This is a genomic window from Xanthomonas hortorum, assembly GCF_040279205.1.
Classification (GTDB): Bacteria; Pseudomonadota; Gammaproteobacteria; order Xanthomonadales; family Xanthomonadaceae; genus Xanthomonas; species Xanthomonas hortorum_F.
On sequence record NZ_JBEOLS010000057.1, the window covers coordinates 23,437 to 34,571 of the forward strand.

Genomic DNA, 11,135 nt, shown 5'->3' on the forward strand with positions numbered 1-11,135 from the left:
TCACCAATGCCAAGTCGAGCAAAAAATGATCCGGTGCGAGCGCCATTGCGAGCAAGTGCAGGACGTTTCACTAATTTAAGTCGCGATAAATTGAGGGGTGGATATTACACTTCGTCCGAGGTGGCTTCCTGGATTTGCGCATGGGCCATAAGAACATCTAAGGACAAGGTTCTAGAACCAAGCAGTGGCGACGGCGCCTTTTTGCGAGCAGCCGCGCTTCGATTTAGCGAGCTCGGTGCAGCAAAAAACAGCATCTGCGCACGCCTCACCGGTGTCGAGATCATGGCAGATCAAGCTGACGCTGCGTGCGATAGCTTGCGAGCACTTGTTGGGAATGGTGCAGAAAAAATAGTTCATAACTCTGACTTCTTCTCTTGGCGCCAAAAGCATGTGGTAGAAAGCTATGACGCCGTGATTGGCAATCCGCCTTTCATTCGGTATCAAACCTTTCCTGAGCCTCATCGCTCGCTCGCCATGGCGTTGATGTCCAACGAAGGCTTGGTGCCGAACAAACTTACCAACATGTGGGTTCCTTTTGTGGTGGCCGCTGCTGCCAGTCTTCGTCCAGGTGGGTGCCTCGGGTTGGTGCTGCCTGCCGAAATTTTACAGGTAACCTACGCCGCGCAATTGAGGTCGTTCCTCACTGACCGTTTCGAGCGTATCGACGTCGTAGCATGCAACGAGCTTTTTTTTGAAAAGGCTGAGCAGGAAGTTGTTCTACTTCTGGCGGATGGTTGCCTTCCCCAAGCATCTAACGCAAATCGTTGTCGGGTGGCGATGACAGAAGCTCAAACTGTGGGTGAAATTATCCAGCGCACCCCCCAAGCGGTTCTCGCATCTGCTAAGCCGAAAATTATTCAGCACGACAGCGAGAAGTGGCTGAAATACTTTTTAACTCAAAAAGAGATTTCTCTGATGCGTGCTGTTAGAGAATCGGGTGAAGCAACATCCCTTTCATCTCACGCAAGTATAGATGTTGGCGTGGTGACCGGGCGAAATGAGTTCTTCGTGCTCACGACGGAGCAGGTGGAGGAGTTCGGACTCGAAGGCTACACATCGCCTCTGGTATCGCGCTCAGCTCATTTGAAGGGGACCACTGTGCGCCAGGCAGACTGGAATGCTATGTCTGAAACCGGTGGGCGTGTCCATTTGTTGGATCTCAAACGCGTGCAAGGAGCGAAGCTGTCTCCTGCGTTGAAGCGTTACGTGGAATTTGGTGAGCAACAGGAAGTCCATCTGGGCTACAAGTGTTCCATCCGGAAACCTTGGTATGAAGTTCCTTCTGTCTGGATTCCTGATGGTTTTCTCTTCCGTCAGATTTACGACTTTCCACGTGTTGTGCTCAACGAGGCAGGGGCTACTTCCACTGACACAATCCATCGGCTCAGGGCTAAGCGCTCTTCGCCCGAACGCGTAGTGGCCAACACATACTCTTGGTTAACAGCCGCGTCTGCTGAAATTGAAGGACGAAGCTATGGCGGCGGCGTTCTTGAGCTTGAACCAACCGAAGCCGAGCGACTTTTGATGCCTGCTGTTCTGAATGGAGCGCTACCTCTCATTGAGTGTGATCGTTTAATGCGAGCCGGACGGTTGGATGAGGTTCTGGAACAAAATGCCCGAATTGTTCTTATGGAGCATATGGGGCTTTCGAAGCCTGAGTGCACTGCGCTTCGCGACATTTGGTTCAAGATGCGAGATCGCCGTATGGCTCGAAAGAAAGGCGGCAGGCGTAGTTTGACGGAGCCTAACTGATGAATGATTGCACTGATGTGCGTGAAATTGCGAAAGTGCGCGTTGCCGATCTCGTTGCTTTGTTCAAAAGCAACGAGGCTGAGAGGCTGGATAAGGGCTATAACGAGACACAAGCAAGAACCGACTTCATAACGCCGCTGCTTGTGGCCTTTGGTTGGGATGTTCACAACTCGGCTGGGCAGAGCTCACTCCTAAGAGACGTGGTGGAAGAAGCTACTGTCGAAGTTGGAGAAAAGCTCAATAAGCGTCCAGATTACGAGATGCGGCTTGCAGGGCAAAGAAAATTTTTTGTGGAAGCTAAGAAGCCAAGTGTTCCCATTGAGACTAACAGGGACGCTGCATTTCAGTTGAGGCGATATGGGTTTTCCGCTGGCTTCTCGATTTCAGTCCTAACCAACTTCTATCGTCTTGCGGTCTACGACACAACCCATGCGCCTGACCAAAACGATGAAGCAAGTCACGCGCGCATTTTGCTCGTGAGCTATGCCGAGTTCGTTGATAAATTTGAAGCATTATGGCCAATTTTGTCTCGACATTCTGTCTACTCAGGAGAGTTCGATAGGCAGTTCGCCATCCCCGCTAAAAAGGGCACTGGCGAGCGATTTGACGATCTATTCCTGAGTCAGGTGAGGAAATGGCGGAAAATGCTCGCCGCAGATATCCACCAGAACACGGGTCTTTGCACAGCTGAATTGACTTACGCAGTGCAGATATTCCTCTCGCGGATTATGTTTTTGCGTATTTGCGAAGATCGGGATATTGAGGCCTACGAAAATCTAAGAGGTCGCAATACATTTAATTTATTCATGGAGGATCTGCGGCGTGCAGATGCCTTCTATAATTCCGGTTTATTCAGATTGCTCGATGAAGAGAAGCTCGGCATCAAAGTTAGTGATGACGTCTTGCAGGCCATCTTCGAGGATCTCTATTACCCCAAAAGCCCGTATACATTCGCTGTCGTCGATACGCACGTTCTTGGTGAGATCTACGAACAATTCTTGGGTGACGAGATACAAGTAGATGCAGGGGTTGTTTCTATCGTCAATCGTCCGGAGGTTAGGGAGGGTGATGGCGTATATCCTACCCCGGCATACATAGTCGATTTGATAGTCGCGAAATCCTTGTCGCCATTGCTGGAGGGAAAGGACCCTTCCCAGTTAGAAGCGCTTACCGTTATTGATATATGTTGCGGCTCTGGGGTATTTTTGTTATCGCTTTATGAGCGGTTGATGGATTATTACCTATCTTGGTATCTCGCTAATGCACGCTCTACCCATATTGGAACCCGCATTTTTGATGGCGGCTCAGGGCAATGGTATTTAACCTTCGCGGAAAAGCGACGGATTCTTTTAACCCATGTTCGAGGAGTAGATATTGATGCAAGCGCTGTCGAAGTTGCACAGCTTAGCTTGCTGCTTAAGCTGGTAGAGCGTGAAACTCATTCAACCCTTTCGCACTTTTCTTCCGTATTCAAGAAAAAGCCGCTTCCATCGCTAGGTGAAATCGTAAAGTCAGGCAACAGTTTAGTCAGCCAAGTAGAGTGGGAGAAAGCGAAACCGCCTATGACCGGTCCACTATTGGAGAAGATTCGTCCCTTCGATTGGGGTCACGAGTTTCCGAATGAGATGGGCCGGGGTGGTTTTGATGTCGTCGTTGGAAATCCACCCTATATCCGCATCCAAAGTATGGCGACATACTCCGCAGAGGAGGTTGCTTATTATCAAGATAAGAATTCTCCCTATCTTACTGCCAAACATGACAATTTCGACAAGTATGCTCTTTTCATCGAGCGATCAATCATGTTACTTGGGCCGGGAGGGCGAATTGGCGTTATCACCCCTCATAAATTCATGACCATCCAAGCTGGGCGTGCGCTGAGGGAGTTGATAGCTCGCCCTAAGATGTTAGAAGAAATTGTGCATTTTGGAGTTAAACAGGTTTTCGCCGATAGCTCAAACTACACGTGCATTCTTATTTTGAGTCGGAGGGGGGCAGGAGACGTAAGATTGGAGCAGCCAGGACCATTGGAGAAGTGGCGATACGGACAGCCAGGGGCGGTGTCGGTTTTAGATGCTGACACAATAGGTGCTGACGCGTGGCAGTTTGCTTCGGTAGAATTCACGAGTTTGATCGCCAAAATGCGGGCTGCTCATCCGCAACAACTCAGTCAAGTTGCAGAGATCTTCGTGGGAGTTCAAACAAGCTTGGACGAAGCTTACATCTTTGACAGTCCTTCGGATGATCCTGGTGATCTTGCTCTAAGTTGGTCGGACAAGGTCTGGCCAATTGAGCGTGGGATATGCCGTCCGTGCATCATGGACGCATCGTTAGGTTCTTATGAAGAAGTTATCGCTAATAAATGGATGATTTTTCCATATTTGATCAAATTTAATGCGGCGGGGAAGAAGGTCGCGGAGCTTATTCAACCTGATCAAATGCAGTTGCATTTCCCAAAATGCTTTGCTTATTTGTCTGCCAGGAGAGCGGATTTAGAACGCAGGCATATCTCCGGTGGTCGCATAGGAGAGCAGCAATTCTATCAGTTCGGTCGCTCCCAAAGTCTATCAAAATTTGATTCTGAAAAAATCGTGTTGCCCGCATTGTCGAAAGAAGCACGATATGCGTATGATAAAGAAAATGTAGTGGCAACAGGAGGAGGGAACGGTCCCTATTATATGCTGAGAGCACTGGCTGGCAGCGGAGTAAGTAATAAATATCTAATGGCTGTGCTTCATCATCCATTTAGCGAAGCTATTATCAGGAATCATACGAGCGTGTTTGGCGGAGGCTATTATTCGCATGGAAAACAATTTATTGGACACCTGCCGGTCCCTGTTCCTGGGGCAAGTAAGCAATTAGCGATTGAGGAAATGGTGACATCACTAATTGCCGCAAAAAAAGCTGTTTCAGAGGCGCGGATACCCTCGCAAAAAACCTTTCATAGGAGGAATGCGCTCGCACTTGTGGCTAAGATAGAGGCTGAGCTTACGTCGATTTTCGGTCTTTCTTCGGAAGAAATGAAGATCATATCAAGCGTGGAAGTGCCCTCCTAGATTACTTAATTTCGTGTTATGTCTATGCGTTTTTAAGGCCGCGTTATCCATTCTCCCATCAATAAAATAGTTTCTCGCTAGTTATTAAGGAGGCCAGTCATTATGAGTAAGACAACACTCGATTCCATTGTTTCTGCCAAAGCCCGACTTTCCGAAGAGCTCAAAAAGCTCGAAGAGGAAGAAGCCAAGCTTATTGAACAAGAAGCATCAAACACCTTCCATCAAGTATCTGATCTGTTGAGCCGCTTCGGCCAGCACTTTACCGCCAAGCAGAAAGCAGATCTCGCAGCTCAGCTCGGGGCTTCTGTTGGCGGACCTGGCCGCCCGAAGAAAGCAGCAGGCACTCGGAAGGAAGTGGCTCCTAAGTATTGGCTTCCACACAACCAAGAGACTTGGACAGGCAGGGGGAGACCGCCGAAATCTTTCACTATCTGGGAAGGAAGTGCGTCTTATAAGGAATGGAAAGCAAAGCATCCGAACGAGCGTTTTCCAAAGTTCCCAGGATAGCTGATGAGGATGAGCCGGCCTGAGGAGGTTTTTTGAAATGGTAATTACGCTCTCATATCCAGCGCTTCTGCCGGAAATACGACATTATCCAGGGGGCATTCTTCCCAAAAGAAGCCCCGATGGGATAGGGCATCTTTTGATAATTAAGTTGCCCAAGGAATACATCTTGGCAGCTAAATTGTCAGGCTTTATAAAGATGTATCTTGCGCCTGTTGAAATCTCAGGTGCCAAGGTCGTGGGATTGTTGACGGCTTTCTTCGATGATCATGATAAGCCACTGACTCTGGTCACACCTCTGATGGATGATGATCTATCAGAAGACCTATTCGCTGCTTTGAACAGCCAGAATCTATCTGTCCATTTTTTTGACGAGCACTCACGAGAGCACTTCGTTTTCAAGTCGATAGCAATCATTCCAGAAGTAAGTCGTCAACGAATTTCTAAAAAGTTTCTTCTGAGACACCCGATGCAACTTGGATCACTGCTAGATGCGATCCCTGATTGGTTTTCTCTGCGCACTCCCCGTGATGACTTGGAAGCTATCGTAATAGAATTTTCTGAGATGGAATTTGGGGATGTGGTCATCCAGGATTTGCAGCCTAAGTCACACCAGTATCATGGCGCTCGCGGTTACAGCCATACCCAGGTCGAAAGAAAAGAGCCAGGAAGCTATCAAGAAGAAGACATCATTCGTTGCCTTTCAATGTGCTTTGAACAAAAGCAAATCTATCACAGCCCCTTGCGATGTCACGACAAGGAAGAGGTGTGCGATATCTTAGTCGTGACTCGTAACAGAGTGTTGATTGTGCAAGCTAAGGACAGCCCGAACACCGAAGCAATCAGTCATCAAAAAATATCGAGGAAGCGTTCGAATGTGATGCACGCGCTCAATAAGGCGATTGGCCAAGTGAAGGGTGCGCTCGGATACATTCAGAAGTTCGACCATACGCTAGACTTTTTCATTGGTGATGAGCTGCATGGCGTGAATATTGCGAATAAAGAGAAGAAGACGCTCATTGTAGTCAAAGAACTCTTTAATGATCAGTATTTTGAATACAGCCCGCCACTTCTTCAAATCATGGCAGAGAAGAACGTAGACGTGGTGGCTTTGGATTACCCGGAACTATACAAATACTGTGCTCACCTGGCAGATGAAGAAGAGTTTTTCGAAGCTTACGACCGTGTTGTGGAAACAGCAAAGGAAAGGGGTGAATATCCCCGCCTTCGTTTCGGGGTGCCTCAATAGTGTTCAACTTCCGTTTTTCTGAAGCTACTTCTTAAATTTTTCCTTTCTTGAAAATGCTTTTGCAAATTGCCCAGGGGTGTAGGCGGGCAATTCAACGCCTGGGTTAAATTTCGAAACCGTCGCGTATATTGCTTTAAGTTCGGGAGGACATTGATCCCGATCAATGTAGGTTTGTAGTCCTGGGACATGCACGCTGTCTGGCTTCGATCCTTGAACAGCGTGGCCGGTAACCAAAGCCACTTCTGCCACACCAATCCCATGTTTGGTTAAATTTGTTGAAAAGGTATGGCGGAAAGCATGGGGGCCGATGCCTTTATCAAATCCCATTTGTTTAAGGCGCTTACAAAAGTCCCGAATTACCTTGTCACCATAACCGAGATAGAAGGCTTCACCCTCATAAAGCGTATAGCCGGCATCGAGATGGGGGAACAGGCGCGGATGTTTGGTTGCTCTAACTTCTTCGACGTATATAAGGAAGCCTGCATCGATCAGTGGTTGAGCCAGTGGAATGACGCGAACAGAGGGTTTATTTTTGACACGCTGTTCTTTTTGAGTGACGCGAATGGTGATGCAGCTAATGCCATCAATGGTAGAAATATCGGAAAGTCGAAGCTGGGCAATTTCGCTGGCTCGGGCACCTGTGTAGAGACAAAGCTGCGGCACCCACCACCGCTCTGGACGATCTTTGGCCCAGCGCTTAAATTCAGTCGGTTCAAAAATCGCAGCTAATTCTTCGATGTAGAGCGGCCTTCTGTTTTTTTTCTCTGTTGATGTGTCAATTTTCGTGTTGACGCCAGCGCAGGGAGAATTTTTGATCACACCTATTGCAATTTGGCGTTGAAAAAATGCGCAGATCCTCGCCAGATGGTTGTTGTAAGTGCTAGCAGCAATGGTCACTGGTTTGCGTGACCGGCCTATGGCAAGGACCTCGGTAGTGCTCATTCCGCGAAACTCCTTTCTGGACTTCGCATTTTTGGGCCACCACTGGAAGCTATCGAGCACTGAGCGAATGTGGTCCTGGTTGATCTGATCGACAGGGATGTTGCCAATAACGCTGGCGGTGATGCTGAGGGTCTGGGTAAGTCCGACGATGCCGCCAAGACCTTTTCTCTCTCGTTTGATGTCTCGCCGATACTTTTTGATTTCGTCTTCTAGAAGATGGAGATCGCTAGAAGTATTCGGGGAGGAGGAGTTGATCAAGCCCTGTGCCATACGCAGCTGCTTGATCATTCTTATGAAACGCTGGTCCGCGTTTGGCCCTTGAACCGTGAAGCCTTCGAGCACCAAGTTGCCCGATATCACCCGAGATACACTGCATTGCCGTTCGTTTAAATTTTTTTCGATTTGATCTTTTTTCATGAGCCACCTTTGAACACCAAACTTAATGAGGAGCAGAGGTGTGTCAATGGGGAAGCCTTAAAATCAACCAAACTTCGTATCTATGAGGCGGTTTAATTTATAACCATATTGTTCCTCTTAGTAGAGCTGGCGCGGGTTTCCGTGTTACGTTGAATTAATTAAATAGATTTTTGACTTTTTTCCACTCAGTGGATTGTGCCGCCCTCAATGAGGCTTTCGAGTTCATCTGCGTCAATTTCACCTTCAATGAAAAGCTGCGCCAGTTTTTCTGTTGGTAAGGATATTTCTTCGCCTGTTAGCGCAAGCGCTTCCTTTGCATGCCGGACTTGGTTTGCTCGGTCTCTTCTCTCTTGTTCGCTGATTTTATGTGTCGCCATTATTGATTCCTCCTGCGAATCGCCTTGTTTCAATAGTTATAATGCGAAATTACGGTCGGTCAACTATAGCCTAGTGGTTGTTTTTGTTGCGCTGTTCAATCGCTTTGAAACGCGCGCGTTCAAGAGTGTGCTTAGCTCTTTATCACTAATCAGGCCATCGACATAGAGTTGGGATAGGTGCTTCACTCGCTTGGGCGGGCGAACATTGTTGACTTTGAGGACTTTATAAGTTGTTTCTACCATTTCAGTCCGGAACGCTCGCTCTTCTTCGTCAATGAGAGGCTTGGTAAGATGATACTTAGTCGGTGTCGTTTTTTTGCTCATGTCAGATCTATAATGCGGAATCAACATCAGTCAAGATGATTCATGAGTCCATGCAGGAATCGCCTGAAAATGGCGCTGCACGACTTGATTGGTCAATATAGGGATGGTGGTCCCTTTCCAAATATGCCTCGATCGGCGATTCCAATAAAAAAGCCCCTTGCGGGGCTTTGGGACGAAATTATTCGAAATTATTTTAAAACGTGCGGCTCACTGTCCCCACCACTTTGTATTTCCCGTCGATCTTGGCAAAGGTAAAAACACCCTTGAAATCTTGGTCGAAATTGCCGCCCATCGCAACGATATGCGATTCAACCGGGCAGTTGTAGCCACCGTTATCAGACTTCGAACACTCCCCAAGCTTAAAGCTGGTGAGCTTGGCATCTTCGGAACCATTGGCCTTGGCATAGGCAAGCATTGCTTCCTCAGCCTTGGACTCAGAAGGTCCAGATGAGCAAGCAGCCAGAGTGGCAACCATCAGGCCAACGGTGATCAGGCGAACCTTAGACATACGCATTCCTTGATTAAAAGAGCGAAGAGAGAAGGGCATAGACACCCATCCAGAGCAGGCCAACCCCGGTTGACCCAAGCCAGGCAGCCAGGAGCAGTCGTAAGCCTCCTGAGGTGTTGCCTTTGACGATGGCCAAGACGCCATGGATCAACGCAACGATTGAGAGCACAACCAGAAAGAAGAAGCCAATGACAGGGAGGATGGGAGCGGCCCACCCCACATAGGCAATGCGCCAGCCCCGTTTGAGCAAGGGCTGCGTGAGCTGTGCTGCGGCTTGTGCTTGAACCTGCTGCCTGTGGATCTCCTCCGCTACTTCGTGCTTCGGCGCGCCCATGACTTCCCCTATGGATGGTTGACGGATGGGGTAAAGATACGCTAAACGTAAGATACGGGCAACGTAATTTACGAGAAGCGTAGCTTACGTTCATCCTTGGGGCATGAATTCTCCCAACGCCCGCAGTGTTCGTGTCGTCTTCGCCGCCCGTATGAAGAAGCGGAGGAAGACACTTCGGCTCAGCCAAAAGGCCTTAGGAGTGCTCATGGGACTACCAGAAGATGTCGCAGGCGTTCGAATCAATCGATACGAGCGGGCAGTGCATGAGTGCGATAGCGAGACGGCTCAGAAGATGGCCGACGCCCTTGGCGTCTCGCTTGCCTACCTCTATGCAGAGACAGACGAACTGGCGGAACTCATCCAGGAGTTCATGCAGCTTCCCGCCAAAGAACAGCTCGCGCTTTTGGCTGACATCAAGTCACGCACGCAACTGTCTCGGAAAAAATAGTCAAGAGACGATTGGCGCATGGCTAAGTAGGAAAACTCTGATAATTGATAGGAGTTTCGATCAAACGCGAAAACGGTCACGTTAATTATGATGACACGCTTGTAAGACATCGCCATACATCAGGTTAAACCGACAAAAGCTGCGTGACTTAACGTGACACAGCTCTGAACTTCACTATACTGACGACGGGTGCAGCGTCAGGACGATAGCGCGGCCCATCCCCCGAAATCGTAGTCCACTGGAAGGATATCGAAATGAAAGTTGGTCTTAAAAAAGCCTCGCTACATAGCATTGCCGTTGTTTTCCTGCTTTCCCTGAGTGGCGGCGTTTTTGCTCAGGCAAAGGTGGCGCAAGAAAATATGACCACAAGCCAGAAAAAGCAATTGGAGTCGGATCTGACTGGGTTGGTGCAAGACGTATTAAATGAAAATAATTTCAAGTATGGGCCTTCAAAAAAAACTAAATTTAAGCTGACTTACGATCAGCTGAAAGACACGATCTATATCGATTTCGATAAATCTGCGATCCCTAAAGAACACACCCCTTCGTTTGATGAAGATTTGCAACTTATCTTCCAAACCGTCAGTGATGCCGTGGGCCAATCTGTTCCTGTCTCCGAGATTAAGTTCCTCTTCGGTGGTTTTGATATCTATCATTATTTTCCCGAAGATCGCATTCCGGTGGAAAATCCAGGCAAAGGCATGGCGGCTCGCTCACAGAAATCTGCCGCGAACCCGGTGATGCTGATCTCAGCAGGGCATGGGCTTGTGTTGGTCAATGCCACCAATCCCGCCAAGGCCGCATGGGCATACCAGCGCCCTACAATCGCCAATCAGATTGAAGATCTGCAAACATCTGTTCTTGCAGCAGCAGTTGCAACAAGCGTTACTGCACGCAGCAGTGGCGTCACGCAGTATCTTGCAAGGTCTACTTCAAACGACGCTTACAATGAGGCGTGCTCTGGAAATCCCGTGGTCTGCCCACCCTTTAAGAACATGGCCGGCAGATACTATATCAAGAGCCTACTGCCGGATAACCCCGAAGTCTGGAACAACTATTCTGCGGAAAACAAGCGGAACCCCAAAGATCATGAATATGATTGTCAGCCTCCCGTAAAATTGATCCATCCATAACTAGAGGTCTCCGGGCACACTAGCCACCGAGGAGACCAACGATGCGCAAGAGCAAGTTCACCGAGAGCCAGATCGTCGCCACGCTGAAGCAGGT

10 protein-coding genes are annotated in these 11,135 nt (G+C 48.6%); 6 read left to right on the top strand and 4 right to left on the bottom strand.

From position 1 onward, the window contains the following. Positions 1–6: 6 nt before the first annotated feature. The 4 genes from ABS769_RS18200 (at position 7) to ABS769_RS18215 (ending at position 6,558) form a co-directional block, all read left to right on the top strand. Complete coding sequence (locus tag ABS769_RS18200) at positions 7–1,752, top strand: Eco57I restriction-modification methylase domain-containing protein (protein ID WP_317061284.1); 1,746 nt, start codon at positions 7–9, stop codon at positions 1,750–1,752. After that, entirely contained in the window at positions 1,752–4,805 is a 3,054-nt protein-coding gene (locus ABS769_RS18205; RefSeq protein ID WP_317061285.1) for an Eco57I restriction-modification methylase domain-containing protein, read from the top strand. Before ABS769_RS18200 ends, ABS769_RS18205 begins: the two co-directional genes overlap by 1 nt. A gap of 102 nt (positions 4,806–4,907) precedes the next feature. Further along, a complete protein-coding gene (locus tag ABS769_RS18210) occupies positions 4,908–5,312 on the top strand; it encodes an H-NS family nucleoid-associated regulatory protein (RefSeq protein WP_317061286.1) in 405 nt (134 codons plus the stop codon). Between the two features lie 37 nt (positions 5,313–5,349). Continuing rightward, positions 5,350–6,558, top strand: a complete 1,209-nt coding sequence (locus tag ABS769_RS18215) for a hypothetical protein (RefSeq protein ID WP_317061287.1) — start codon at positions 5,350–5,352, stop codon at positions 6,556–6,558. 24 nt (positions 6,559–6,582) lie between these two features. On the opposite strand, the gene ABS769_RS18220 is transcribed toward ABS769_RS18215, so the two are convergent. The 4 genes from ABS769_RS18220 to ABS769_RS18235 form a co-directional block, all read right to left on the bottom strand. After that, positions 6,583–7,917, bottom strand: coding sequence for a site-specific integrase (locus tag ABS769_RS18220; RefSeq protein ID WP_317061288.1), 1,335 nt, complete (start codon positions 7,915–7,917; stop codon positions 6,583–6,585). 185 nt (positions 7,918–8,102) lie between these two features. Then, positions 8,103–8,294 (bottom strand): hypothetical protein, encoded by a 192-nt coding sequence (locus tag ABS769_RS18225; RefSeq protein ID WP_186008231.1) that lies wholly within the window; start codon positions 8,292–8,294, stop codon positions 8,103–8,105. A 517-nt stretch (positions 8,295–8,811) separates the two neighbouring features. Then, entirely contained in the window at positions 8,812–9,126 is a 315-nt protein-coding gene (locus ABS769_RS18230; RefSeq protein ID WP_317061289.1) for a hypothetical protein, read from the bottom strand. A gap of 13 nt (positions 9,127–9,139) precedes the next feature. Next, positions 9,140–9,460 (bottom strand): hypothetical protein, encoded by a 321-nt coding sequence (locus ABS769_RS18235; RefSeq protein ID WP_317061290.1) that lies wholly within the window; start codon positions 9,458–9,460, stop codon positions 9,140–9,142. Positions 9,461–9,611: 151 nt separating this feature from the next. Here ABS769_RS18235 and ABS769_RS18240 point away from each other — a divergent pair, with 151 nt between their 5' ends. Together ABS769_RS18240 and ABS769_RS18245 are read left to right on the top strand one after the other, a co-directional pair. After that, entirely contained in the window at positions 9,612–9,908 is a 297-nt protein-coding gene (locus ABS769_RS18240; RefSeq protein WP_317061318.1) for a helix-turn-helix domain-containing protein, read from the top strand. 254 nt (positions 9,909–10,162) lie between these two features. Next, positions 10,163–11,041 carry a hypothetical protein gene (locus tag ABS769_RS18245; RefSeq protein WP_350498222.1) on the top strand — a complete coding sequence of 293 codons (879 nt, stop codon included), beginning with the start codon at positions 10,163–10,165 and terminating at the stop codon, positions 11,039–11,041. The last annotated feature ends 94 nt before the right edge of the window (positions 11,042–11,135 follow it).

Coding starts and splice junctions, on each gene's coding strand:
- ABS769_RS18200 (WP_317061284.1), top strand. CDS start 7: ATGCCAAGTCGAGCAAAAAATGATCCGGTGCGAGCGCCATTGCGAGCA.
- ABS769_RS18205 (WP_317061285.1), top strand. CDS start 1,752: ATGAATGATTGCACTGATGTGCGTGAAATTGCGAAAGTGCGCGTTGCC.
- ABS769_RS18210 (WP_317061286.1), top strand. CDS start 4,908: ATGAGTAAGACAACACTCGATTCCATTGTTTCTGCCAAAGCCCGACTT.
- ABS769_RS18215 (WP_317061287.1), top strand. CDS start 5,350: ATGGTAATTACGCTCTCATATCCAGCGCTTCTGCCGGAAATACGACAT.
- ABS769_RS18220 (WP_317061288.1), bottom strand. CDS start 7,917: ATGAAAAAAGATCAAATCGAAAAAAATTTAAACGAACGGCAATGCAGT.
- ABS769_RS18225 (WP_186008231.1), bottom strand. CDS start 8,294: ATGGCGACACATAAAATCAGCGAACAAGAGAGAAGAGACCGAGCAAAC.
- ABS769_RS18230 (WP_317061289.1), bottom strand. CDS start 9,126: ATGTCTAAGGTTCGCCTGATCACCGTTGGCCTGATGGTTGCCACTCTG.
- ABS769_RS18235 (WP_317061290.1), bottom strand. CDS start 9,460: ATGGGCGCGCCGAAGCACGAAGTAGCGGAGGAGATCCACAGGCAGCAG.
- ABS769_RS18240 (WP_317061318.1), top strand. CDS start 9,612: ATGAAGAAGCGGAGGAAGACACTTCGGCTCAGCCAAAAGGCCTTAGGA.
- ABS769_RS18245 (WP_350498222.1), top strand. CDS start 10,163: ATGAAAGTTGGTCTTAAAAAAGCCTCGCTACATAGCATTGCCGTTGTT.